The sequence below is a fragment of the uncultured Limosilactobacillus sp. genome (assembly GCF_934202705.1).
Lineage (GTDB): Bacteria > Bacillota > Bacilli > Lactobacillales > Lactobacillaceae > Limosilactobacillus.
This window is the reverse complement of the sequence record NZ_CAKPYE010000008.1, coordinates 19,691-44,483: the sequence shown is the minus strand read 5'-3', so window position 1 is coordinate 44,483 and position 24,793 is coordinate 19,691. Positions and strand designations below refer to the sequence as shown.

Annotated in this window: 22 protein-coding genes and 1 pseudogene; 6 read left to right on the top strand and 17 right to left on the bottom strand. The window is 38.3% G+C overall.

Annotated elements, in window-relative coordinates:
• Positions 1 to 45 precede the first annotated feature (45 nt).
• Positions 46 to 1,038, top strand: coding sequence for a polyprenyl synthetase family protein (locus Q0C76_RS06315; RefSeq protein WP_295731096.1), 993 nt, complete (start codon positions 46 to 48; stop codon positions 1,036 to 1,038).
• On the opposite strand, the gene cydC is transcribed toward Q0C76_RS06315, so the two are convergent.
• The 4 genes from cydC to Q0C76_RS06295 are packed head-to-tail and all read right to left on the bottom strand — an operon-like array spanning position 1,031 to position 6,958.
• On the bottom strand, positions 1,031 to 2,800 hold the full coding sequence (gene cydC / locus Q0C76_RS06310) for a thiol reductant ABC exporter subunit CydC (protein ID WP_295731093.1): 1,770 nt from the start codon (positions 2,798 to 2,800) through the stop codon (positions 1,031 to 1,033). The genes Q0C76_RS06315 and cydC overlap by 8 nt on opposite strands.
• The gene (gene cydD, locus Q0C76_RS06305; protein ID WP_295731090.1) at positions 2,793 to 4,508 is read right to left on the bottom strand and encodes a thiol reductant ABC exporter subunit CydD; all 1,716 of its coding nucleotides are present in this window, start codon (positions 4,506 to 4,508) and stop codon (positions 2,793 to 2,795) included. Before cydD ends, cydC begins: the two co-directional genes overlap by 8 nt.
• Positions 4,505 to 5,524: a cytochrome d ubiquinol oxidase subunit II gene (cydB, locus tag Q0C76_RS06300; protein ID WP_295731087.1), complete on the bottom strand. Its 1,020-nt coding sequence runs from the start codon at positions 5,522 to 5,524 to the stop codon at positions 4,505 to 4,507. The genes cydD and cydB overlap by 4 nt, the downstream gene beginning before the upstream one ends.
• Complete coding sequence (locus Q0C76_RS06295) at positions 5,525 to 6,958, bottom strand: cytochrome ubiquinol oxidase subunit I (RefSeq protein WP_295731085.1); 1,434 nt, start codon at positions 6,956 to 6,958, stop codon at positions 5,525 to 5,527.
• A 353-nt stretch (positions 6,959 to 7,311) separates the two neighbouring features.
• Between Q0C76_RS06295 and Q0C76_RS06290 the strand changes: the two genes are divergently transcribed.
• A complete protein-coding gene (locus Q0C76_RS06290) occupies positions 7,312 to 7,683 on the top strand; it encodes a CrcB family protein (RefSeq protein ID WP_295731083.1) in 372 nt (123 codons plus the stop codon).
• Complete coding sequence (locus Q0C76_RS06285) at positions 7,683 to 8,021, top strand: CrcB family protein (RefSeq protein ID WP_295731082.1); 339 nt, start codon at positions 7,683 to 7,685, stop codon at positions 8,019 to 8,021. The genes Q0C76_RS06290 and Q0C76_RS06285 overlap by 1 nt, the downstream gene beginning before the upstream one ends.
• Positions 8,022 to 8,128: 107 nt before the next feature.
• Here Q0C76_RS06285 and Q0C76_RS06280 read toward each other — a convergent pair whose 3' ends face one another.
• Together Q0C76_RS06280 and Q0C76_RS06275 are read right to left on the bottom strand one after the other, a co-directional pair.
• Positions 8,129 to 9,163 carry a hypothetical protein gene (locus Q0C76_RS06280; protein WP_295731080.1) on the bottom strand — a complete coding sequence of 345 codons (1,035 nt, stop codon included), beginning with the start codon at positions 9,161 to 9,163 and terminating at the stop codon, positions 8,129 to 8,131.
• Between the two features lie 58 nt (positions 9,164 to 9,221).
• A complete protein-coding gene (locus Q0C76_RS06275) occupies positions 9,222 to 10,109 on the bottom strand; it encodes a 3-hydroxyacyl-CoA dehydrogenase (RefSeq protein ID WP_295731077.1) in 888 nt (295 codons plus the stop codon).
• A gap of 127 nt (positions 10,110 to 10,236) precedes the next feature.
• Here Q0C76_RS06275 and Q0C76_RS06270 point away from each other — a divergent pair, with 127 nt between their 5' ends.
• Positions 10,237 to 10,632: an ASCH domain-containing protein gene (locus Q0C76_RS06270; RefSeq protein ID WP_295731074.1), complete on the top strand. Its 396-nt coding sequence runs from the start codon at positions 10,237 to 10,239 to the stop codon at positions 10,630 to 10,632.
• Between the two features lie 133 nt (positions 10,633 to 10,765).
• On the opposite strand, the gene Q0C76_RS06265 is transcribed toward Q0C76_RS06270, so the two are convergent.
• From Q0C76_RS06265 to xerA (Q0C76_RS06235), 7 genes and pseudogenes are all read right to left on the bottom strand, one after another.
• Positions 10,766 to 11,371, bottom strand: coding sequence for a DUF3841 domain-containing protein (locus Q0C76_RS06265; protein WP_295731071.1), 606 nt, complete (start codon positions 11,369 to 11,371; stop codon positions 10,766 to 10,768).
• A gap of 12 nt (positions 11,372 to 11,383) precedes the next feature.
• Complete coding sequence (locus Q0C76_RS06260) at positions 11,384 to 12,784, bottom strand: hypothetical protein (RefSeq protein ID WP_295731069.1); 1,401 nt, start codon at positions 12,782 to 12,784, stop codon at positions 11,384 to 11,386.
• 66 nt (positions 12,785 to 12,850) lie between these two features.
• A pseudogene (locus tag Q0C76_RS06255) lies at positions 12,851 to 13,204 on the bottom strand (restriction endonuclease).
• A 6-nt stretch (positions 13,205 to 13,210) separates the two neighbouring features.
• Complete coding sequence (locus tag Q0C76_RS06250; RefSeq protein ID WP_295731067.1) at positions 13,211 to 14,131, bottom strand: restriction endonuclease; 921 nt, start codon at positions 14,129 to 14,131, stop codon at positions 13,211 to 13,213.
• Between the two features lie 297 nt (positions 14,132 to 14,428).
• On the bottom strand, positions 14,429 to 17,563 hold the full coding sequence (locus Q0C76_RS06245; RefSeq protein WP_295731064.1) for a type I restriction endonuclease subunit R: 3,135 nt from the start codon (positions 17,561 to 17,563) through the stop codon (positions 14,429 to 14,431).
• A gap of 52 nt (positions 17,564 to 17,615) precedes the next feature.
• Positions 17,616 to 18,725 (bottom strand): restriction endonuclease subunit S, encoded by a 1,110-nt coding sequence (locus Q0C76_RS06240; RefSeq protein ID WP_295731061.1) that lies wholly within the window; start codon positions 18,723 to 18,725, stop codon positions 17,616 to 17,618.
• 7 nt (positions 18,726 to 18,732) lie between these two features.
• On the bottom strand, positions 18,733 to 19,707 hold the full coding sequence (gene xerA / locus Q0C76_RS06235; protein ID WP_295731056.1) for a site-specific tyrosine recombinase/integron integrase: 975 nt from the start codon (positions 19,705 to 19,707) through the stop codon (positions 18,733 to 18,735).
• Here xerA (Q0C76_RS06235) and Q0C76_RS06230 point away from each other — a divergent pair.
• The gene (locus tag Q0C76_RS06230) at positions 19,702 to 20,382 is read left to right on the top strand and encodes a restriction endonuclease subunit S (protein ID WP_295731052.1); all 681 of its coding nucleotides are present in this window, start codon (positions 19,702 to 19,704) and stop codon (positions 20,380 to 20,382) included. The genes xerA (Q0C76_RS06235) and Q0C76_RS06230 overlap by 6 nt on opposite strands.
• On the opposite strand, the gene Q0C76_RS06225 is transcribed toward Q0C76_RS06230, so the two are convergent.
• Both Q0C76_RS06225 and xerA (Q0C76_RS06220) read right to left on the bottom strand, forming a co-directional pair.
• Complete coding sequence (locus tag Q0C76_RS06225; RefSeq protein WP_295731058.1) at positions 20,379 to 20,888, bottom strand: restriction endonuclease subunit S; 510 nt, start codon at positions 20,886 to 20,888, stop codon at positions 20,379 to 20,381. The genes Q0C76_RS06230 and Q0C76_RS06225 overlap by 4 nt on opposite strands.
• Positions 20,889 to 20,895: 7 nt before the next feature.
• On the bottom strand, positions 20,896 to 21,870 hold the full coding sequence (gene xerA / locus Q0C76_RS06220) for a site-specific tyrosine recombinase/integron integrase (RefSeq protein WP_295731056.1): 975 nt from the start codon (positions 21,868 to 21,870) through the stop codon (positions 20,896 to 20,898).
• Here xerA (Q0C76_RS06220) and Q0C76_RS06215 point away from each other — a divergent pair.
• On the top strand, positions 21,865 to 22,545 hold the full coding sequence (locus Q0C76_RS06215) for a restriction endonuclease subunit S (RefSeq protein WP_295731052.1): 681 nt from the start codon (positions 21,865 to 21,867) through the stop codon (positions 22,543 to 22,545). The two genes, xerA (Q0C76_RS06220) and Q0C76_RS06215, sit on opposite strands and share 6 nt — an antisense overlap.
• On the opposite strand, the gene Q0C76_RS06210 is transcribed toward Q0C76_RS06215, so the two are convergent.
• Together Q0C76_RS06210 and Q0C76_RS06205 are read right to left on the bottom strand one after the other, a co-directional pair.
• Entirely contained in the window at positions 22,542 to 23,054 is a 513-nt protein-coding gene (locus Q0C76_RS06210) for a restriction endonuclease subunit S (RefSeq protein WP_295731049.1), read from the bottom strand. The two genes, Q0C76_RS06215 and Q0C76_RS06210, sit on opposite strands and share 4 nt — an antisense overlap.
• Positions 23,044 to 24,576, bottom strand: coding sequence for a class I SAM-dependent DNA methyltransferase (locus Q0C76_RS06205; protein WP_295731046.1), 1,533 nt, complete (start codon positions 24,574 to 24,576; stop codon positions 23,044 to 23,046). Before Q0C76_RS06205 ends, Q0C76_RS06210 begins: the two co-directional genes overlap by 11 nt.
• Positions 24,577 to 24,793: the final 217 nt, after the last annotated feature.

The window sequence follows — 24,793 nt, the reverse complement described above, 5'->3', positions numbered from 1 at the left end:
ATCCTTTCTCCACTGATTAAATAATATTTAAAGGACACCAAACAAATGATTAATTCACCTGCTCGGTACCACTATCCGCTCATTCAAAATGAGCTGAACACCGTTAATCAAATCCTACAAACTCATATTAATGCGGCAAATCCGCGCTTACAAGCAGCCCTCATCGCGATGGCTAACCATGGGGGCAAATATCTGCGGCCAGCGTTATTGCTGATGGTCAGCAAAGCAATTGGCTCATCAGAACGCCATACTCACCAGCTCACCCAATTAGCTGCCTCAATCGAAATCTTACACATGGCATCCTTGATCCACGATGATATTATCGATGATTCACCGATGCGGCGGGGTCAAGTCAGCATCCAGTCCCGTTTTGGTAAAGACACCGCCGTCTATGCTGGCGACTATCTTTTTACCATCTTCTTTGACTTACTGATCACGAATCTTCATGATGATAATCAATACTTGCAAGTCAACGCCACCATTATGCAACGGCTCCTCAATGGTGAACTGGGTCAAATGGCCCGGCGTTTTGATACAACACAGACAATTCATCAATACTTGCGCAACGTTAATGGTAAAACAGCGGCCCTCTTTCAACTAGCGGCTCGCGAAGGTGCTCATTTTGCTGGAGCGAACGCTAGTCAAACCGTCCACGCTGCTAAGTTTGGTCAAAATCTTGGGATCGCCTTTCAAATGCTCGACGACATCCTCGATTATACTGGTACCAGCCAGTTAACCAAACCAACAATGGAAGACTTAAGCACTGGGGTTTATTCATTACCAATGCTATTTGCCCTGCAGGATCCACGCACTCAGGCATCGCTTAAACCTTTGTTGACTAAAAAATACCAGTTAACAATGAATGACATGCAAAAAATCAAGCAAATGATTATCAATTCGAATGCCTTGGTGCAAAGTCAACGGTTAGCAACAAAATTTACTAACCGCGCATTAGATCACTTGCAATACCTCCCAGACAGCCCCGCACGTGACCAACTGGATCGTCTGGCCAAGCAGCTCCTCAAACGCGTTAATTAATTGGTTGATCAGGAATGATTCCCTGATCAGCCTTTTTTAATTGCCGGAAGCGGTCGTTATTTTTCCACAGTTCACTAGGTGAGCCATGCATAGCGAGCTGACCAGCTTCAATAAAGATGACCTGATCAAATTGATCAATTCCTTGAAGGTGATGAGTAATCCAAATTACCGTTTTATCTTGCAGCTGATTCATAAATGTATCAATCACCGCTTGTTCAGTAATCGGATCGAGGCCAACCGTTGGTTCATCCAGTAAGACAATTGGCGTATCTTTCAACAAGATTCTCGCAAGTGCTAAACGGTGTCGTTCGCCACCGGAGAAACGCAGACCAGCTTCGTCCACTTTCGTATTAATGCCATCCGGAAGCTGGTGAACCATGTCAGCTAAACCAACCCGTTCCAGCACCGACCAAATTCGTTCATCACCGGCTGTTTCATCCCCCAGCCGGACATTATTGGCAATTGTCGTGTTAAAGAGGTATGGGGTTTGATTAATCACCCCAATGTAATCAGCAATCTGATCACCAAATTGACTGGTAGCAACGTCATTTAATTTCACGGCGCCTTTGGTGGGTGTTAAATCTCCCCGAATGAGCGATGCCAAAGTACTTTTTCCAGAACCGCTCCGGCCAAGTAAAGCCACCTTTTCACCAGGTGCTAATTTTAAACTAATACCTGATAGGACTTCACGCTGCGTTGGCGCATAACAAAAGTGAACGTCATTAATTTGCAGTTTGAATGGGCGATGCAATTTTATTTGGTTGCCAGCTGGTTCATCTGAATGACTAAGTTCATTTAATCGAGTGATCGAATTTGTATAAACATTGGTTTCTTGAGCCGCTGTCGATAATTGAATAAATGCATCGACTAACGGGAACCAAGCGAGCACAAATGCCGCAATCCAGTTGGCAGGACCGCCAAAGTGGCCACCAAATTTACTGGCACCCCAGAGAATCACACTGACGATCATTGAAAGATATAACATCTGCAATAAAAAGTCGCGAACGTGTTCAAAGCTGTGAAGTGCAGTAGCATTTTTCTGGTCTGCAGTTTCACTCTGTTGACGGCGCGTCAGGTATTGTTGATTACGTCCAGCTAAAATCCAGTCAGTCACGCCCATGACATTATCTGTCAAATCGACGTAAAGCTGGTCCTTTAGCTGTTTAGCGCGTTCTTGCCGCGCTCCGTTGACCAAAATTGACCAGATTGGAATACCGAAAATAATTAAGCCGAAAACAATGAGCATCCATAACCCCATCAATGGTGATAAAACACCAAACGCCACGACAATTAGTGCATATAGACCCCACGCCACAAACATTGGGAAGAGGGTTCTTAAATATAAATTTTGAATATGATGAACATCATCAGATAAGAGCCCTAAAATATCGCCTAATTGATATTTACTGTGGAAAAAGACCGCATCGTGTTCGAGTGAATCATATAGCTTTCGCCGAAGCTGCGAGGTCATCTTCAAAACCCAGTTATGGCTAACTAAGCGTTCCACATACCGCAATGCTGGCCGAGCAATTCCAAATGCCCGAGTAAGAACAATGGGGACGTAAACCAGCAAAATGTTTTCCGGACGGGTCGCCGACTTGCTAATCAAGAAACCGGCAGAAAACATTAAACCGGCGCCACAAATAAAGGTCACAATCCCTAAACCAATGGCAAGAACTAATGTCCAACGATAACGTTTCAAAAACGGCTTGATCCATCGGTCATGTTGAAGTGCCTTCAATAATGGAATTTTTTTAAACATTGGTCTCACCTCGCATTCGTTGAATGAGTTTGGTAAAGTCACCATGACGAGCCAATAGCTCATCATAAGTCCCCTGTTCAACCAGTTGGCCGTGATCCATTACCAGAATATAATCCATTTGTCGCATCCAGTGGAGCCGGTGGGTTGCAAAGAAGACCAAATGATTGGCCATTAGTGGTAACATCCGCTGTTTCAAATCTAATTCAGTTTCAATGTCCAAATGAGCAGTCGGCTCATCAAAGAACATTACTTTTCGTTGCTGATCCAGAAAGGCCCGCGCTAGTGCGATCCGCTGTGCTTGGCCCCCAGATAATGTCCGTTTTCCCGAACCAATGACCGTGTCTAAGCCAGCTGGTAATTCTGCTAAAAGGTCATCCAGGCCGACTACGTGAATCGCCTCTTTGACTTGTTGGTCACTAACCTGCGGGGTGTAAAAAGCAATATTATCGCGTAAGGTCGCGGTGAACACATACGGTGTTTGTGGAATATAAGTCATTTGGCGATGCCAGTCAACAATGTTGAGGGTGGACGCGGGTTGTCCCTGAATAATCAACTTTCCTGATTGGGGCGTCAAAAAGCCACTCAATAAATTAATCAGCGTCGTTTTACCAGAACCGCTCATCCCGATAATACCAATCATCTCGTTGCCCTTAATCCGTAAAGAGAATGGCTGCAAGACCATTCCGTGCGGGTATCGAAACGTCAGTTGCTTCATCACTAGCTCATCGTCCTTAGTCCAGGGATGTAACGACACCATTGCGGTTTGTGGAGCCGGCAGCTGGATTAATTCGCGAATCCGCCTAAACGCGTTCTTGCCGTTTAAAGTTGCATGAAAGTCACCCGCAAAATTTCGAATCGGTAGGAAATATTCCGGTGCGAGAATTAAAATCCCGAGCGCCGAGAAAAGACTCATCCGACCGTTAATCAAATCAAAGCCTAAGAAGACCGCAATCACAGCAATCGAAAGGGTTGTGAAAAAGTCTAGTGCAAAGGTCGACAGCATGGCAATCTTTAAAACTCGCATGGTTCGATGACGGAACAACTCACTAGAACTAAAAATACTTTGCGAATAACGTTTACTCTGGCCCAAATACTTTAGAGTACCAATGCCCCGCAGGGAGTCAATAAAGTTATTGGACAATTTCTGAAAGTTACCAAACTGCTTAATGGCCTTAGCCTGCGCAGCCCGACCCAAAATAATCATAAAAATCACGATTAAAGGGTACATGCACAATAAAATCAGTGCAGAGCGCCAGTCAAGCCAGACCATTGTGGCTAAAATCAGGATTGGTACAATCATCATGGTCAGCACTTTGGTAAACATGAGCTTAATATAGTCACGGACCTCACTAATCCCGTCCATCACCATCGTGATCGTGCTCCCTGTCCCCTGCTTTTGTACCAGGGCCGGTCCTAATTCAAATACTTTTTGCAATAGTTGACTCCGCAGTTGCTGACTAGTCTGGGCCGCATAGTGATCTAACCAGTGTTCGCTCAACCAATTCAACGCTTGCCGTCCCGTAAAGCAAGCACCAAATGCTATTAACATCAGCCAATCTAATCGATGACCTTGCCATAATCCCGTTAATAACCAGCTGAGGCTTAATGCCTGGCCAATAATGAAAACGGCTTGCAGAACATTGAGTCCCGCAAGCCGTTTGGCAATGGATTGAGCACCTGCGAGTTCAAATAGGTGTCGATCAATCATCCATCGGTCCTCCCAATCGCGGGCATTTCAATTCGTTTTCGGAAAATCCAGTATGCCCAAATCGTGTAGGCCAGGACGCAGGGTACCAAGATCACTGTCGCAACCGTCATCACAATTAACGTGTAATTGGATGATGAAGCAGTCTTGATGACCAGATCATATTGACTACTGATCGATGAAATCATGACCCGTGGGAATAATCCACAGAAAATCAAAGCAACTAGTGAAATCAACGTCAAGCCGCTAGCGATAAAGGCATGACCTTGATGATCCTGGAAAGTAGCAGCATGGGCCCAAATTGAAAAGCCGACAATTAATGCTAGGCAAAGCAAGGTTAAGATTGGGTGAACATGTAAGAAGTCGGTTTGGAAGAGGAGCAGTAATGCAAAGATCACTTCACCGAGATACAGAACCCAATAAAGGGCGTGCGCATAGTTTTGGGCGCGTTCTGAAACTGGCCCGACAGTCTTTAACGTAATGTAATTCAGACCGTGCAAGTAAGTTAATAGAGTTAGCGCCACGCCACCAACAACTGAGAACCAGTTAAAGTAGTCAAAGAAGTGGGCGGAAATATTACCTTGCGCGTCAATTGGCATTCCTTTAATCATGGAAATGAACATCACACCAAACAGGAATGGAACAACGGCAGAAGAAATTGCCATCACTCTGTCCCAAATTGGTTTCTTTGTCATTGGGCTCTTCGCGCGAAACTCAAACGAAACGCCCCGTAAAATTAACCCCATCAAAATAAATAAGAGAATCAAATAATATCCAGAAAATAAGGTTGCGTACCAATATGGGAATGAGGCAAACATCGCCCCACCAGCGGTAATTAACCAAACTTCGTTACCATCCCAAACTGGGCCGATGGTTCGGATAATTTGCGTCTTTTCCGCCTCATCGTGGCCCAACGTTTCAACGGCCATCCCGACTCCATAGTCGAAGCCATCTAAGAAAAAGAAGCCACTAAAGAGGACGCCAATTAGTAAGAACCATAATCCTTGGAGAAATGACATTTAAAAGGCCCCCTTTGCAAATGGATCAGTTGCCTTCTTGTCAGCTTGCGCAGCCGCGTATTCGACCGGGTCATTACGCAAGAAGCGGACAATCAAACCAATCAGAATAATTGCCAAAGTGGTAAATAACAAGAAGTAAATAATATTTGAGGTTAATAACGAAGCCACTGAAACGTCTGGCGAAACACTTTGCGCAATGGTAAAGAGTCCGTAGACCGTCCATGGGGCCCGACCTAATTCAGTAATTAGCCAACCAGCGGTGTTTGCCAGGAACGGTGTGAAGGTCATTAAGGCCATCACCCATAGACACCAACGATGTTCATAAAGTGTCTGTTTGTCCCGTCGCGTTAGAATCAAGCCGACAATAGCTACTAAGGCCATCAAAGCGCCAAAACCAGCCATAACCCGGAAACTCCAGAAGAGCGTATTAACTGGAACATAGTAATTCATTTGATGATTAGCAATCTTCGTGCCATACTTCTTTTCTAATTGCGCATTAACTTCGTCCATCCCCTTAACGGCACCGGTCGTCTTGTGATAGGAAAGGACACTCAGCATATCTGGAATATCAATGTTGCCATAGACCTTATGAGTCTTTGGATTAGCAACACCAACCACGGTCCACGGGGCCTTATCACCTGTGGTTTTATAAACCATTTCGGTGGCCGCAAACTTCATTGGTTGTTCCTTAATTAAGTATTGCATTTGCAAGTCACCGGCGGTAATGCTCCCCAGTGAGAAGATCAGCATTAACCAAAGGCCAATCCGCATCGTTTTGTGGTAAATCTGTTTGTTTTCATCAGATAATGACCGCTTCTTAAGTAGTTGGAAAGCAGTCAAGCCACAAATAATCGTCGCGCCGGTCAATAATGCCCCCATCAAAACGTGACTAAGTTCAAATAGAACTTGCGGATTCGTGAGTAATGCCCCAAAGCTGGCCATTTCCGCACGACCGTTCCGTAAAGTATAGCCAACTGGGTGCTGCATAAATGAGTTTGCGGTCAGGATCCAAAGCGCGGAGGTCATTGTCCCAAAGACAATCATCCAAATAAAGAATAAGTGCAAACCTTTCTTAACGCGATCCCAAGTAAAGACCCATAAGCCAATAAAAGTCGATTCAATAAAGAATGACAGTAAAGCTTCAAACGCCAGTGGCGCACCAAAGATATCCCCCATAAACCGGGAATAGTCTGACCAGTTCATGCCGAATTGGAATTCTTGAATCAGTCCGGTGACCACGCCGACGGCAAAGCTTAACATAAAAATGTTCCCCCAGAATTTTGCCATCTTTTTATAGAGGTCATTCTTGGTATGAACATACATGCTTTCCATGATTGCAACAACAAAGACCGTTCCAATTGAGAAAGGTACAAAGAAAAAGTGGAAAACGGTCGTCATTGCAAACTGGAAACGCGCTAAACTAACAATGTTCATTGTTAATTCCTCCCTCGTAAGCAGTGCGACAAAATGCAATTATCAAGTGCTTAATAAGTATTAATAATTTCGTTTTAAGTGTAGCGCTAAATTATAACGCTTTCAAGCTCATCAATAATAGTTTTATAGAATTAATTGCCTATTTTGTTCAATACTAATGGCTGTTTTTGATAAACATCCGCTCAAATCCGATTTATCAGCATTTAACAGAATCAGCAAATACGGTTATCGTTTGATACATTAAAATATTATTAGTGTTCATATGAAATTTTGATCACGAATGATGCTCATTGCTTTTCTCGGCTGCGATTTGCTATGATGAGATTTATTATCTTTAGGAAGGAAATTAGATCATGAAAATCAAAAATTGCATTAGTGTGCTGGTCTTTGCATTCTTAGGCGGCTGCACACGCTGGTCGTTAAGCACTGGATGGAGTACTTATGGCATTCTGTCTGCAAATTTATTTGGCAGTTTTTTATTAGCCTTCCTCACCTATTACATCATCGAACAGGGGATTTTTTCAGAATGGCTCAGCACTGGTTTAGGCACCGGTTTCATTGGGGCGTTTACCACCTTCTCAACTTTTGCAACGACCACCGTCAAACTGGCTCAACACCAAGTTTGGACTGCTGGCATGTATTTTCTAATTAGTGCGTTCGGTGGTCTCATCATGGCATTACTGGGGTTTGCACTAGCCAGAAACTTAGGGAGGGATGAAGAATAATGCTCATCGTTGGAATTGGTGCCTCATTGGGCGCGCTGGTCCGTTACCTGATGACAATCAGCTTCAAACAACTGAAGCTAAATTGGCCGTTGGCAACCCTCTTGATTAATTTAAGCGGATCATTTTTGCTCGGCGTCTTAACTCACCATTTAGGAAGTACGCAACCATCAATAGCATTTTGGGGCAGCGGTGTCCTCGGTGGTTACACAACCTTTTCCACTTTTAATACAGAACTAGTCTCCTTAATTGATGAACGACGATGGACAGCCTTCTGGCTATACTTGATCCTTTCATATGCTGGCGGTATTTGTACAGCATTCTTTGGCATGACGATCTAAATTAAGCCACCCGTGGGCAACTAGCTCACGGGCAGCTTCTTTTTTATTCAAATATTTTCAACTGATTTAGCATGAAAAAGAGGCTCCATTTAGGAACCTCTTTAAAATTACTTCAGTGGCAACATCGTCGGTTGATCCAAGAGGTGTTGGTAACCTGGTGCTGCTTCAACAGCCTGCGGAATCGCATCCACCGCTGGTGCAGCACTAGTCACGTAACTTTCATCAAGCGGGATCATGTTATGAACTTCAACATCAATCTTTGGAATTCCATCAATCGTAATCCGGTTGTCGATTGCTGGTTCCTTTACAATGTCATCGCAGATCTTGTGAACATAGATCAGGCTCACTTTTGGCTTGCCATCAACATAACCAGCCATGGTAAACCGGTGACCCATCATCGTACCCTTCTTAATTAGGCCAAATGCTTCTGGGTGCAGGTCTTCTGGCGCAGTAAAGACTTCGTGATTGACTTTGACATCATCAAACTTGAAGCCCAGCCGTTCACCCATTTCGTAAACCGCAGCAATGTAGTAAGCCGCAATTCCGGCCTTGAGCTTATCTTGAGGGAATTTGTCAGGATCCAGTCCATAGCCAAAGACTTTTACCCAGCTGGAAGTGTTCCGTTGATCATCTTCACCCGATTGCACGGTTAATTGATCAACATGATCCACTAAGTTGCAAAGGTACAATGGCAAATGTGAAGCATAGAAGCCCGGCAACAATCCGCTCGGAATAAATGAAACACCATTGGCAACTGCTGCATCATTAATCATCTTGTAGAGCTTTGGCGTAGTAACTTGTGAATAATAAAGTGGAATTGTCGTAATACAGTTCTTCTTGGCATTTAAAACTTTCACCATGTCCTGGGCACTTGGGGTAAAGGCACCAGTATCTGAATCGTGGCGCAATGGTGTAAAGACGAGAACACAGTCGGCATCCAGCTTAAGGGCCGCATCAATATCATCAGTCACCTTGACGCCAATATCGGGGAAGCCAAATAAGCCGGCAGCGTCTTTGCCAATTTTATTGGGATCAACATCCACCGCAGCCACCAGTTTAACTGACTTGCGTTCACCAATCATCCGAACTGCAGCCCGACCAACATTGCCGAGGCCCCAAATAATCACGCGATACTGCTTCATGATTGTCACTTCTTTCTCTTAACCTGGTGCAATCAAAATTAATTTCGTTCAACGATCGTTACTTAAAGAAATCAGGATCCTGGTATTCAGGATTTGGATAATGGTAGAAACCTTGGCCCGATTCAACCCCGGTGTGACCTTCGTCAATCATCTTCTTCAGATTATCCGCAATCTTTTTCGCCAGTGGATCGTTCGTTTGTTGGTACGAATTGTTAACAATTTCATAAGCCGTTCGGAGACCCACCACGTCTAAGATCATAAATGGTCCCATTGGTGAACCGTTCGAAATCATCCAGTCCTTATCAATGGTGTGCGGATCAGCAATCCCGTTTGCCCATAATGCTTGAGCGGCGTTCAAAAGCGGAATCAATAAGGCATTCATGACATAGCCATGATTTTCTTTGTTCAAAACCACTGGTACCATTTTAATTGCCCGGGCAAACGTAATAATGGCGTCCTTTACTTCTGGTAAAGTTTGGTCCGTCCCCACAATTTCGGCAACATTGTGCGTCCAAATATGGTTAGCAAAGTGCATGTGTAAGAATCGTTCGGGGAAGTTCGTAAACTTCACTAATTGGCTCGGGACAAACGTTGACGAATTACTTGCCACAATCGTGTGGTCTGGCATAACTTCGCCAAGGTCGTGATAGAAGGCCTTTTTGATATCAACTGATTCCGAAACCGATTCGATGACCAAATCAGCATCCTTGACCGTGGCAGCAAGGTCATTGCTGATGTCGACAATGTTATCCATTGCCCTTTGATAATCAGCATCAGTAGCATGCATATCTTTCATGAATGGTGCTTTAATATTGGCAAGCCGCTTTTCAGCGCGGTCAGTGTGCCGGTTCCAAATTTTAACTTGGAAACCACATCGTGCAGTCTGAAAGGCAATCTGACTACCGAGCACTCCAGCCCCGGCAACAACAACATTTTTAATTTCCATTTTGTCAGCCTCCCTTATTTGGTAACATTTATAGACACTTTTATTATACATTGTTAGCGATTACAAAGGTAATGATATGACGCAAACTTGTTATAATGATTTAAAAACTGACAAATGGGGAGAGACAATGAAAGCTTTATCGATTCGGCCCGATGCGGCTTTGGACATCATGTTAGGCCAAAAAATTGAAGAATATCGGACCTGGAGTACCCCGTACCGCGGTGACCTGCTAATTTGTAATACTGCAAAGAAAATTCACGGGACCGTGCCGGGTTATGCACTGTGCGTGGCAAAAATTTATGACATTATTCAACGAGAAGATGCGAAAGGAGTTTACTACGCATGGAAAATTGCGTCATTTGCCAAAGGCGGTTCCTACTGGATTGAACCAATTAAAGTTAAGGGCCAACTGAAACTCTTTAACGTCGATGATCGACTGATCCACCCTGCACCATTCACGCGGATTGATAGCAAAGCGGCAGCTAAGTGGTTGCAGGAGAAAGTGGCGCCGCTGGTATATTAAGATAAGAGATTAAACGATTGACAGGCAATCATGATCTCTGTTAGTTTTCATGAATCGACAAAATAAAATCCTCATGTTGGAGTTCACTTCCAACATGAGGGTTTTATTATTAATGCCAAGTCACTCATAATAATTACAAAATCTGCTGACAACGTTGTCCCTTCTTTGAATACCAAACATGGCTAATTTGGTCTTTCTTAAAATACCAACAGCATCCTTGAACAAAAGCACCATTTTGTGTCCATTCACCTTTTCTTGGTGTCACGTCAAATATACGTTGCCAAGATCTTTCTTTCACTCGTTTTTGTTTAAGCGGAGACAAATTATCAAACCAGTCATCTTTCTTATGCCATTCTTCATCACTTTTAGCATCATTTAAATACCAGTCATTTAAAACAAAGTGCCAGTTATCATAATCGCTTAAAAGTATTTGATTCTCTGGAATATTCAACTCTAAGCAAACTTGATTATCATAGTCGCGATATGTCCGAAAATCTGGATGACGATGCGAATAATTATACTTATACCAAACCCAAACAGGTAACGTGACACCATTCGGAGGATTACCAATTCTTCGATTCATTTGTTTAATCATCCAATTATAGGCATTTTCAAAATCATGAACATTGAATTCCAAATCACTCTGCAAGTTTATAGACTTAGCTGGATCACAAATGAAAGTGCCCTTAGTAAGCAATTGTTCATAGACTTCATAAGGTTGGATTGACCATACAATCATTTATTAAAACTCCTATATATTCAAAAGATTCTCTATTGTTTTTAGTTTCATTCTTTGAATCTGCAAGTTCCAAGACATGGATTTATTGATAATTGTTTTTGAATAATTTTCAAGTATTTGTTTACCAATATCAGAGATACTAACCAAATTGTTCAATTCATCAACCCAACATAATTTAACCATTAATTGATAACGTTTAGCTTCTGGCTTTGGAAGGACTCTAGAAATATGATTATGGTCTTCTATATTCACATTTTCCTTTGACAAATTAATTACATATTCTCTTTTTGATTCATTAATTAATTGCAAATAACGAAGCCATAAAAGTGATTTTTGATCTACCTTTGTATACCTGAAATTATATAATGGGAATGTTTTAGTAAAATGCTTTTTTAAATTTGAAATTTTATCTGGTAGGATGCAGATGTTTGGGCTATCTTCCATACATTCTTTCCTATCAGAACTGAAACATACCATATATAAAAGATCACCAGCCATAATTTGAACATATATAATTCTTTTTCTTGTAACAGAAGTTATAGCAACTAAGGTTGAACCATAAGGCAATGAGCCCTTTAGACAATTAATAAGCTGAGTTCTCCATAATTTAGGTGATTCTTTCTTAGCTTGAATACCTTCTTTTTTAGTAGAAGTATTCTTTTTAAGATTAAACAATTCGTAATAATAATCTAAATCTTCATGATAATCTGGTTTAGCGTTTTTACTATAACTTTTATGAGACCCTTTAGAATCAATAATTAAATATACTTGATGAAGAGTTGACCACCAATCATACTCTCTAATTGATTTTGGCCAAGATCTTAATCTTAGTCGTTTATACTTGCGTAAAATATCTAACCCATTATGAGTTACTGATAAATAGCCATTTGTATGAACTTTAATCAAGTTAATTTTTATTAACTTTTCAAAAATTTGATAAACATTCGAATTATTTATCGCAACTGGTTTACCCTCATTTGTTCTTTCTATCGTTAAAGTTCCATTATCACGAATAAAAATACCGATCGGATTATAAGCCTCATGGGTTGAATAAACCATTTCTAGTATTAAAAATTCTGGAAGATCCAGCTTCACCGTTGGAGCAGTTGCTATTTCAAACTGTTCTTTTATTTGTTCAACTAATGGAATATCACATTTTAAGTCAACTTTAATATTAAAATACTCTGTGTCAACAAATCGAAACCAAGTTGAATGATCAGATACTCTAATTGGGTAAATATTACCTGCATTATAAAGATAAACATAAATGCTTTTAGAATTGTTACTCTGGCTAAGGGATAAAATCATCCACCGTTCTCCATCTGGTAAACAAGCAAGAAGACCCTTTTTTACCATATTTTTTAATTGATCTTGTTGACCATTACTTATGCTATAAAATCGGATAAAATTCACCCACTTTCTTTAAAAAGAAGATCTCTAATTATTCATTAATGGAAGGTATTTTTAAATTAATCACATTTATTCAATAAAGTCATCAGCATTAATACGGTAAGTACGATACTGTTTTTTCACTTCGCCACCCACACCATACTTCACCATTAAGTTTGTTAGCATTTCTCTATCAACTAAAGTAATATCTAAATCTCTGGCTACCTGTACAGCTCCGCTTGTAAATGTAGAAGTTGTAATAAACACACCACGATTAGCGTGTTTCAATTTAATTACTCCACTAAATCCAGCTATCTCAGGTCATCCCACCGAGTTGTCAGATGCATAACGTTTCACTTGAACATACACCCTTTGTAATCCCAGAGGATCTTGATTAATGACACCATCTTCTCGATGTTTGAGTGTTGTATAGTCTGTTTCCAATAGTCCCTATTTTAAATCAAAATAATAATCATCTAATGCATATGTGGTGATAGGAGTAATATGCAATTGATATTTTTCAACAAGATCAGCTAATTCCTGCCCATCAATTAATGTGACGGTGTTATTACCTTGCGTCGCCTTAGATCTTGCCCGTGGCGTAAAGTAATTAGTAGTAATGAAAATTCCATATTCAGCATTAAAGCTATCCATTACCCCTTTAAATTTATCAATTTCAGGTTCGGAAACTGCACCAGTTGTGTACCTTTTACATTGAATTGCTACACGACTGGTTCGAAATTCATCAGAGGTAAAGTATCCAAAACCATCAATACCATGATCTCCAGATCGGACAATCCCACGTTTTTTATCGATAGTCACTCCCATTTTTGAAATCAGTAACCGTGAAAAACTTTCAAACTTTGCAGGATCAAATTTCATTAATTGATTTAATAATTGAGATTTCCATCCTAAATTATCAGTGTCTTCTTGATCATCCGACCCCGTTGCGGCATCTTCACTTTCTTTTATATCCATTTTGGCTTTGGAAGCATGTCTTTCAGCTCGCTCTTGATCTTTTTTGTGCCAATACTCAGCCATTCTTTGTTCTTGCTCTTTTGTTGGATAACTTTTAAGACTGTTATTCTGTCCGAGATTTGTTAATACAATATCTTTCCCACGTTCTGGTTTTTCAATATAGCCAACTGTATATAAGTTTCTAATTCCAAAATTAAAGTCAAACATAAAAGGAGAATATGTGCCTGTTTTCCCTCGTTTTGTATAGAAAACTTGATCGTAGGTTAATCCATCGTATCCGTTGTCAGCCATTGATTTTCTAATGACTTTTCGACTTGCTGAGCCACCCAAATCTCTTAGAGCCATAACTATTGCTTTCTCAACAGATCTTCTTTTATAGTCAGTTTTATTCATTGCGTTTTACTCCAAATATTTAATTAAAATATATTATAACTTATGTGCAAAGAAAATTTTCATAATCGTAAACAGCACTTTATATAGAGGCTCTAAACAAATTAGGCTGGGAGCAACGTAAGTCCAAATAACTTTTTCAAGCCGTGAAAGAGTGGATTGAACATTACAGTTAAGATTGAATCAAGCATAAATTAAAAGACAAGGTGCCGATTAAAAACCGAAATCTTGCCTTAGAAAAATTTGCTTAATTAAAGTGTTCAACCTACAGGGATCGCTTCAACTACTGGATTATTCAAGTTAATTATTTTCATTAGTTGCCATTTGCTCTGCTTGACTTACTACAGTTTTAATGGCATCTGGTGCAATGTCAGGTGGATAACCATATTTACGTAATAAATGTTTAACAGCTACCCGCATCTTTGCTCGAACGTTACTCCGTCTTTGCCAGTCAACACCAGCCTGCTGTTTAACTGTTTTAACTAATTCTGCCGCAATTAAATGTAGTTTCTTCTCGCCTAATTCTTGAACCGCTTTTTCATGATCGGCTAAGGCATCATAGAAAGCAACTTCTTCTTTAGAAAGGCCCAGATTCTTTCCTTCCTGTTGTTCCTTATTGATTTCCTTTGCCATATCAATCAGCTTACGGATTACGATTTCACTGGTGATTCCCCGCTTATTGTAATCGTCAATCGACTTTTGTAGTAGCTCTTCAAACTTCTTACCCTTTACAATGTTCGTCCGCTGATAAGCCTTTACTTGCCCTTTTAATAGCTTTTCAAGTAACGCAACGGCAACGTCTTTTTCTTCAATCTCATTTACTTTTTTCAAAAATTGATCAGAGATTAAATCCAAGTTTGGCCGTTCTAGTCCTAAATCGCGGTAAATATCCACATTCGGTTCGGAAATAATTGATTGATCTAATAACTGTTGCATTCGATAATCCACCGCTGAATGGGGATGATCACCATTGCTACCATCATATTCAGCAGTAGCATCAAGTTTAGTAAGCGATACTTTTACAATCTTAAAGAAGGCAATCTCAGCACCTAATTCTTGGGCTTCGGGCTGAGTTGATACTAAGGCATAAGCTTTTTGCAATTCTGTAACAACGTCAAAGAATTTTTGCTTAGTTTCATCGTCCTCGGCTTCTAATTCATTAACTGCCTTATTAACTGCCTTTTGTCTAGTTGCCTTATCTTCTGAATCATAGCCAGAGTAATCAATTCCGTATAAGAAGTCCTCTTTAACAATATCGTACTTTTCTTTTAACAACATTAATGCCCGATCAACATTGATGCCGACTTTTCCTTGATCGTCCTTCGAGTAAACGTTCAAAGCAAATTTAAGGGCATCGGCAATACCGATATAGTCAACGATTAAGCCGCTATCCTTATTTTTGAAGACCCGATTAACCCGGGCAATTGCTTGAATTAAGTTATGACCCTGCATCGGTTTATCAATATACATTGTATTCATACTAGGCACATCAAAGCCAGTCAACCACATATCAACGACAATCACAATTTGTAGTTCGTCATGATTATCCTTCATCCGTTTTTGCAGCGTAAAACGATCCTGCTTGCTCGTCTTAAATTTAGCAAACTCTGGACCATCAGAAGCATTAGAGGTCATAATAACCTTGATTTTACCCTTATTAATATCATCACTTGCCCATTCAGGTCGTAGCTTAATAATTTCATTATAGAGCTTAATTGCATTCCGACGGGACATTTCAACAATCATTGACTTCCCAAATTCTTCTTTTTGACGAGCTTCAAAATGGTGAACGAAGTGTTGGGCAATCTTCTCTAAACGTGGCTTAGCACCAGCAAGAGCTTCTAAGCGAGTGAAAGCCCGATTACGCCGCTCATTTTCTCGCAGGTTAGGATCATCATTAATCCCCGCTTCTTTGATTAACTTCTGATATTCCGCAATTGCATTTTTCTTTAGCTTTAGCGGGAACACGTGACTTTCATAATAGATTCGAACTGTCGCGTGATCGTTAACTGCTTGGGTAATGTCGTATACATCAATATAATTACCAAACATTGCAACTGTCGATTTATCTGCCTTATTAATTGGTGTCCCAGTAAAGCCAATAAATGACGCATGGGGAAGGGCTTCCCGTAAATATTTAGCATAGCCATAACGAATACCATTATCAGTAAATTTTGCTTCCATTCCATACTGTGAACGGTGAGCTTCATCAACCATGACAATAACGTTTGATCGATTAGTTAATACGGGCATCTGCTCTTCGCCAGCTTCAAAACTAGGCGAAAACTTTTGAATGGTGCTAAAGACAATCCCGCCAGAATTTTTACTCATGTACTCGCGCACTTCATCACGAGATTCAGCATGATCCGGATTTTGCTGTAAGTATTCATGAGCCGAGGCAAAAGTGCCGTATAACTGATCATCTAAATCATTTCGGTCATTAATTACCAAGATTGTTGGGTTCCCAAGCTTGCGTGCAACAATCCCTGAATAAAAGACCATTGATAATGACTTGCCTGAACCAGTGGTATGCCAAACGACCCCAATTCGATCATCATCAGGGTTCTTCAACGTCTTAGCAGTCCGTTTTACCGCCTTGTTTACCATATAATACTGGTGGTACGCTGCAAGAATCTTAATAGTCTTGTCGCCGTCAGTTTCAAATAAAATAAAGTTCTGAATTAAATTCAATAAATCAGCTGGTCGAAGCATATACTTAATTAAGATTTCAAGCTCCATCATCGACTCATCAACTTGAACGTCTCTTGGCTCACGCCAACGCATAAAACGATCAATCCCCGCAGTTAGTGAACCAGCACGGGCATTAGTTCCATCCGAAATTATTAAAATTTCGTTGTATTGCATATACTCTGGAATTTCTGATTTATAAGTAGACAGTTGTGCAAAGGCTTGCTGAATGCCTACGTTGACATTAGCAGGATTTTTTAACTCAAATGTTACTAACGGTAAGCCATTAATAAAGAGAGTAACATCTGGCCGTCGCTCGTGATCCCCTTGCTTGACGGTAAATTGGTTAGTCGCAATAAAATCATTATTATGGACATTATTAAAGTCAATCGGGTACAGGGTAAACGTCCTGTCTTCACCATTGTCAGATGTCTTCACCTTAGCACCACCGATAATAAGTTGATGAAGCTTATGATTATTGAGCATCATATCTGGACTTTCTGCTAATCGTTCAAACTGGTGAACTGCGTTTTTGTAAATTTCCTCATTATAGCCGGGATTAATCTTTCGCAAAGCATTAGCTAGTCTCTTTTTCAAGATAACCTGAGTATGATCATTATCTCGCTCTTCATCAATCATCACGCTTGGTCCCGTATAACTAGCACTTTTATACACCTGATAACCAACATCACCAAGGCATTGCAAAGCAACTCCTTCAACATCTTGTTCATTAAAATAACTTGTCATGGGTTAATCACCTCTTTCTTTTAGGTTGGATGGATAAATGATAATTTAGTAATCAAAATAGTTTGTTTAGTAATTGCTCTTTTATTTTTGCTAAACTTCTATTTTCTTCTTCTAAACTTTCTATTTGTTTAAATAGCGGTAATGTTAGCTTATCGAATCTATCCATATTTTCTATTTGAGGGACCTTAACAATATGCTGCTTTAATCTTTTACCTGATATTTCCTTAAATGTTGAACCATTAGCCTCATTTATGATTGCTTGTGTCTCATGTTTCATTAACTCATAAATAAATTGAAATGAGTATCTTTTATTAGGGATAATAGATTTAAAGCCCTGATTTGTAGATATATTATTTTTAGCAATTGAAATATAACCGATGGGTGCTCGAGAACTGAATAAAATTGTGTGTGATGGTAGTAACTTTGCACTCCCTTTAGATAATCCTAATTCTGTAATAAAGTTTTCACCATGCGAAGTAAAAACGGATGGATTCTGAGAGAGATCTTTAGGGGTAATCCATGATATGCTACCATTCCAATAATCTTTATTTTTCTTAGAAGGAGTGCCACCACCAACGACACTCCCAATGTCATTAATAGTTTTTTCAATGAGTGTTGAATTATCTAAAAGTTTTAAGAAATATACATCAATTAACTCAAGTAAATTATCATTTATCTGATTATTCAATTTTACTTTTTCTTCTATTACCAAAATAGTATTAGCAATTTTCTTTTGAATATTTAAGTTTGGTAATTCAAACGTATAATTTCTTATTGCGTTTTTATCACCACGAGGCATTTTAGTACCCTTAGCAGTGCTAGTTACATAGTCAAAAAAATTATCAGACTGCAAAAGTACATATAAGTAATCTTGCATTAATCTTGGACTATTCGTTCTAAAAGCAATTACATCATTTGATTTTGGGCCATTAAATTTAGCTTTCCAAATTTTCTTAAAATATGGTCTTATATTTGATACTAAAATATCTCCTTTTTTATAGGTGCTAACTGTTTTAGCTGATGGCATATTATTAGCAGGGAATTTTACGCCATTCCTATTAGCTAGGAGATTTTCCGTACTAACATAATTATTTAAGTTAACATTCTCAACTTGTTCCCTATCGTTAGATATAATTACAAGATCTTTTAATTTTACTTTCAAATTTCAATCACCCTATATACTTTCTATGCGCTATCTTCACATTCTGCTGCTTCACCATTGCATAATGCAAGGTCGTATCTATTCGTTTATGTCCTAAAAGCCGTTGTAATTGTTCTATTGGCATCCCCTTATCAATTGCAGTTGTTGCCAACGTTCTTCTAAACTTATGGGGATATACTTTTGCTATCCCTACTTGTTTTCCCAATTGTTTTAATCGTGATTCTACCCCGCCGATAGTCAGACGAGTATGCTTTTCATACAAAGAAACAAATAGCGCACTTTCATCATCTGTTCGACTATATAAATATTTCTGTAAATGCAATTTGGCTCGAGCATCAAAATATGCGATTCGTTCTTTATTACCTTTACCAAACACTATGCATTCTCGTTCTTGAAAGTTAATATCGTCACGATTAAGTAATACTAATTCACCAACCCGCATTCCAGTTGAAGCTAAAAAATCAACCATCGCTAAATCTCTTAATTCAGCACAATTATCACGAAGTCGTTCCAATTCTTCATCGGAATACGTCTCCTTAACAGTTGTTGACACCTTAACCTTATGAATTCGTCTAACTGGGCTTTTAATAATATAATCTTCATCTTCAAGCCAATTGAAAAAACTAGAAAGGATTCTTCTAATATTGTCAATCGTAACTTTACTAGAATTATGAGTACGTTGATAAGTAGTTAAATAGTTTCGTAACTCATCAGTAACAATCTCTTTAGCATCTTTTCCAATTGAACCTAAAGCCTTAGTAATAGTAGTTTCATAATACTTCAATGATTTCTCAGAACATCCTTCAGCTCGCTTAGAAGCAAAATATTTCTGCAACAAATGCTGATTATTCTTCGAATCATCACCATTCTTATTAGAAGTAGACATCAATTCACTTAATATACTTTTCAGTTGCAATAGTTGCTTATTATTCAGATATGGCAACATTTCCCGAATTACTCTCTCCGACTCCACTCTTTGCATTGTATTATTCTCCGTTTTTCAAAAATAATACACCACATAGAGTTGCTTTGTGGATTAAATGATAATTTACTTGAGTTCATATCATTAATTTGGAATAAATATAGACACAATATTAGTCGAAAAATCGCTTTAAAGGCATTAGCAAAAAATATTATTACAGGGAAGACACCTAGCACAAGGGTTAGAGAAAACTATGGCACTGATGTTCCTTTTGTTAAAATTCCAGATATGCATAATAAAGTATTTATAGATGAAACCACACAAAATCTTTCTATATTGGGAGCTAATTTACAAAAAAATAAATATTTGCCTGCTAATACAATAATGGTTAGTTGCATAGGAACACCAGGATTGGTTTCATTAGCAGGTAGAGCTGTTCAAACTAATCAGCAGATTAATTCATTAATTCTTGATGATAAATACACCTATTGGGTATTTCTTGAGTTAAGATCCTTAAAAAATAAAATTGGAAATCTTGGTAGTGGTGGTACCACTATCAAAAATTTAAATAAATCAGATTTTAGCAACATAGAAATTAAAATACCTAGTACAAAAGATTTATTAGATGGTTTTAATAACATTGCTCAGCCAATATTTGATCAAATTCATACGAATAGTACTGAAAATAAAGAATTAGTCAAGTTAAAGAAAAACTTACTAAATAAATTCTTTTAAGCCGCTAAATTATCATTTATCTGATTATTCAATTTTACTTTTTCTTCTATTACCAAAATAGTATTAGCAATTTTCTTTTGAATATTTAAGTTTGGTAATTCAAACGTATAATTTCTTATTGCGTTTTTATCACCACGAGGCATTTTAGTACCCTTAGCAGTGCTAGTTACATAGTCAAAAAAATTATCAGACTGCAAAAGTACATATAAGTAATCTTGCATTAATCTTGGACTATTCGTTCTAAAAGCAATTACATCATTTGATTTTGGGCCATTAAATTTAGCTTTCCAAATTTTCTTAAAATATGGTCTTATATTTGATACTAAAATATCTCCTTTTTTATAGGTGCTAACTGTTTTAGCTGATGGCATATTATTAGCAGGGAATTTTACGCCATTCCTATTAGCTAGGAGATTTTCCGTACTAACATAATTATTTAAGTTAACATTCTCAACTTGTTCCCTATCGTTAGATATAATTACAAGATCTTTTAATTTTACTTTCAAATTTCAATCACCCTATATACTTTCTATGCGCTATCTTCACATTCTGCTGCTTCACCATTGCATAATGCAAGGTCGTATCTATTCGTTTATGTCCTAAAAGCCGTTGTAATTGTTCTATTGGCATCCCCTTATCAATTGCAGTTGTTGCCAACGTTCTTCTAAACTTATGGGGATATACTTTTGCTATCCCTACTTGTTTTCCCAATTGTTTTAATCGTGATTCTACCCCGCCGATAGTCAGACGAGTATGCTTTTCATACAAAGAAACAAATAGCGCACTTTCATCATCTGTTCGACTATATAAATATTTCTGTAAATGCAATTTGGCTCGAGCATCAAAATATGCGATTCGTTCTTTATTACCTTTACCAAACACTATGCATTCTCGTTCTTGAAAGTTAATATCGTCACGATTAAGTAATACTAATTCACCAACCCGCATTCCAGTTGAAGCTAAAAAATCAACCATCGCTAAATCTCTTAATTCAGCACAATTATCACGAAGTCGTTCCAATTCTTCATCGGAATACGTCTCCTTAACAGTTGTTGACACCTTAACCTTATGAATTCGTCTAACTGGGCTTTTAATAATATAATCTTCATCTTCAAGCCAATTGAAAAAACTAGAAAGGATTCTTCTAATATTGTCAATCGTAACTTTACTAGAATTATGAGTACGTTGATAAGTAGTTAAATAGTTTCGTAACTCATCAGTAACAATCTCTTTAGCATCTTTTCCAATTGAACCTAAAGCCTTAGTAATAGTAGTTTCATAATACTTCAATGATTTCTCAGAACATCCTTCAGCTCGCTTAGAAGCAAAATATTTCTGCAACAAATGCTGATTATTCTTCGAATCATCACCATTCTTATTAGAAGTAGACATCAATTCACTTAATATACTTTTCAGTTGCAATAGTTGCTTATTATTCAGATATGGCAACATTTCCCGAATTACTCTCTCCGACTCCACTCTTTGCATTGTATTATTCTCCGTTTTTCAAAAATAATACACCACATAGAGTTGCTTTGTGGATTAAATGATAATTTACTTGAGTTCATATCATTAATTTGGAATAAATATAGACACAATATTAGTCGAAAAATCGCTTTAAAGGCATTAGCAAAAAATATTATTACAGGGAAGACACCTAGCACAAGGGTTAGAGAAAACTATGGCACTGATGTTCCTTTTGTTAAAATTCCAGATATGCATAATAAAGTATTTATAGATGAAACCACACAAAATCTTTCTATATTGGGAGCTAATTTACAAAAAAATAAATATTTGCCTGCTAATACAATAATGGTTAGTTGCATAGGAACACCAGGATTGGTTTCATTAGCAGGTAGAGCTGTTCAAACTAATCAGCAGATTAATTCATTAATTCTTGATGATAAATACACCTATTGGGTATTTCTTGAGTTAAGATCCTTAAAAAATAAAATTGGAAATCTTGGTAGTGGTGGTACCACTATCAAAAATTTAAATAAATCAGATTTTAGCAACATAGAAATTAAAATACCTAGTACAAAAGATTTATTAGATGGTTTTAATAACATTGCTCAGCCAATATTTGATCAAATTCATACGAATAGTACTGAAAATAAAGAATTAGTCAAGTTAAAGAAAAACTTACTAAATAAATTCTTTTAAGCCGCTAAATTATCATTTATCTGATTATTCTTTTCAATTTTTAAATCAATTTTTCTTAAGTATCTCGCTATTCTCTTTTGATCGCATAATTCAACTGGAATTTTTATTTTAAGTTCTTCTAATTCTTTCTTATTTATCGACGTAAATACTGTTCCCGTTGCTATCGAATCTAAGTGATCTCCTATTCTCTTAAAAAAATAATATAGATATTCTTTTGAATAACCATTTTTTACCTTTATGCTAGCTAATCCACGACCTATAGCTATTTTTTGATTGGCCCAATTTACTCTACCAACCGGAGCCCTAACGCTAAATAAGATCTCGCCTGAGCTAGCTACTCGATTAAAAGCTGTAGTATAGGTATCTATTTGCGGGTAATTTTCACCGAATGTTCTTACACCTTGTAAAAAAGGCATTCCATCCCCTTCATTGTTATAGAAGGTCGACTTAGGTGATTGTCCCATTACTATTTCTGCAATATCTTTAAGGTACACATTCCTATATCTCATAACCAAGCTCCTTCAAAACATCTTTAATTTGAGCTTGCAGTTTATTGCTCTCCTCAAACTGTTTCTTTAATTCACCCGTCAGACGTTTCATCTTAACCTCATAAGGCTCACCATCGTCTTCTTGTTTAGCTAGCCCTACATAACGCCCCGGTGTTAATACATAATCATTTTTCGCAATTTCATCTAATTTAGCAATTTTACAAAATCCGGCAATATCTTTGTATTCTTGCTTATTTGTTCCACGGTAAGCGTGATAAGTATCAGCAACCTTTTTAATATCTTCAGCATTAAATGCTCGGTGAGTCCGATCAATCATTTCACCGAGGTTACGAGCATCAATAAATAGTGTTTCACCTTTCCGTGAACGCTCATCAGCTGATTCCTTGTTCATATCGACAAACCACAGTGAAACTGGAATTCCGGTCGAATAAAACATCTTTTCTGGCAAAGCAACGATGGCATCAATCTTATCATCTTCTAGGATTGCTTTACGAATTGCTAGCTCTTCCTTATTTGATGTTGACAATGCTCCATTAGCAAGAACGAAGCCTGCCTTACCATCAGGAGCTAGCTTACTAATAATATGCTCAATCCAAGCATAGTTAGCATTTCCTGTTGGTGGAACCCCATACTTCCACCGAGCATCATCTTGTAGCTTTTCTCCACCCCACTTTTTAATGTTAAATGGTGGATTAGCCAGAATGTAGTTAAAGCGTACACCCTTATGTAAGTCATTAGTAAAGGTATCACCTTGATGAGGTCCTAGGTCACTGTCAATTCCCCGAATAGCCAAATTCATTTTTGCTAATTTCCAAGTTGTTGGGTTGGATTCTTCACCGAAAACATGTAAATCCTTTAGTTCCCCTTGGTGGCGTCTAACGAACTCTTCCGATTGAACAAACATTCCGCCAGAACCACAACAAGGATCATAAATTCGTCCCTTATACGGTTCAATCATTTCAACCAGAATCTTAACAATTGATCGTGGCGTATAGAATTCACCACCGTGCTTTCCTTCTTGACTAGCAAATTCGTTTAAGAAGTATTCATATACTCGGCCTAATACATCTTTGTCAATTGACTCTTTATTGCCGACCTTAATATCAGAGATTAAGTCAACTACTTCTCCTAGACGAGTCTTGTCCAAATCAGGAGAAGCATAGTTCTTACTCAGAATTCCTCGAAATGAATCATTACTCTTTTCAATTGCTGTCATGGCATCATCAATTACTTCACCGATCTGCGGTGTCTTAGCAGCATGCTCAATCTTCTTCCAACGCGCTTCTTGTGGTACCCAAAAAATATTATTCTCAAGATACATATCAGGATCTTCAGCGTCATCGGGATAATCTGTCTTCAATAATTCCTGACGCCGCTCTTCAAATGAATCAGAAGCATACTTCAAGAAAATTAATCCTAATACAACATTTCGGTATTCTGAAGCATCCATGCTTCCTCGTAATGCATCAGCTGCTTTCCATAATTTATCTTCAATATTTAATTCTTTTGATTTAGTTGCCAAAAGTAAAACTCCTCATAAAATTTCCAAATGTATACTGTATCTCATTTGCAGTAATGTTTGAGTAAATCTCCATATTTTAGTAAATATAGTCTCTCCTAATAATTACGTAACATAACACCTTCAAATATATACTATTTTCTGACATCCCTTAATTCTACTATGAAGCTGAATTTTAATGATTAAATAAATTATATAATCTGAATGTCCTTAAATAAAC

Excerpts from the sequence above, each read along its gene's own strand:
- Q0C76_RS06315 (WP_295731096.1), top strand. The coding sequence starts at position 46 with ATGATTAATTCACCTGCTCGGTACCACTATCCGCTCATTCAAAATGAG.
- cydC (WP_295731093.1), bottom strand. The coding sequence starts at position 2,800 with ATGTTTAAAAAAATTCCATTATTGAAGGCACTTCAACATGACCGATGG.
- cydD (WP_295731090.1), bottom strand. The coding sequence starts at position 4,508 with ATGATTGATCGACACCTATTTGAACTCGCAGGTGCTCAATCCATTGCC.
- cydB (WP_295731087.1), bottom strand. The coding sequence starts at position 5,524 with ATGTCATTTCTCCAAGGATTATGGTTCTTACTAATTGGCGTCCTCTTT.
- Q0C76_RS06295 (WP_295731085.1), bottom strand. The coding sequence starts at position 6,958 with ATGAACATTGTTAGTTTAGCGCGTTTCCAGTTTGCAATGACGACCGTT.
- Q0C76_RS06290 (WP_295731083.1), top strand. The coding sequence starts at position 7,312 with ATGAAAATCAAAAATTGCATTAGTGTGCTGGTCTTTGCATTCTTAGGC.
- Q0C76_RS06285 (WP_295731082.1), top strand. The coding sequence starts at position 7,683 with ATGCTCATCGTTGGAATTGGTGCCTCATTGGGCGCGCTGGTCCGTTAC.
- Q0C76_RS06280 (WP_295731080.1), bottom strand. The coding sequence starts at position 9,163 with ATGAAGCAGTATCGCGTGATTATTTGGGGCCTCGGCAATGTTGGTCGG.
- Q0C76_RS06275 (WP_295731077.1), bottom strand. The coding sequence starts at position 10,109 with ATGGAAATTAAAAATGTTGTTGTTGCCGGGGCTGGAGTGCTCGGTAGT.
- Q0C76_RS06270 (WP_295731074.1), top strand. The coding sequence starts at position 10,237 with ATGAAAGCTTTATCGATTCGGCCCGATGCGGCTTTGGACATCATGTTA.
- Q0C76_RS06265 (WP_295731071.1), bottom strand. The coding sequence starts at position 11,371 with ATGATTGTATGGTCAATCCAACCTTATGAAGTCTATGAACAATTGCTT.
- Q0C76_RS06250 (WP_295731067.1), bottom strand. The coding sequence starts at position 14,131 with ATGAATAAAACTGACTATAAAAGAAGATCTGTTGAGAAAGCAATAGTT.
- Q0C76_RS06245 (WP_295731064.1), bottom strand. The coding sequence starts at position 17,563 with ATGACAAGTTATTTTAATGAACAAGATGTTGAAGGAGTTGCTTTGCAA.
- xerA (WP_295731056.1), bottom strand. The coding sequence starts at position 19,707 with ATGCAAAGAGTGGAGTCGGAGAGAGTAATTCGGGAAATGTTGCCATAT.
- xerA (WP_295731056.1), bottom strand. The coding sequence starts at position 21,870 with ATGCAAAGAGTGGAGTCGGAGAGAGTAATTCGGGAAATGTTGCCATAT.
- Q0C76_RS06210 (WP_295731049.1), bottom strand. The coding sequence starts at position 23,054 with ATGAGATATAGGAATGTGTACCTTAAAGATATTGCAGAAATAGTAATG.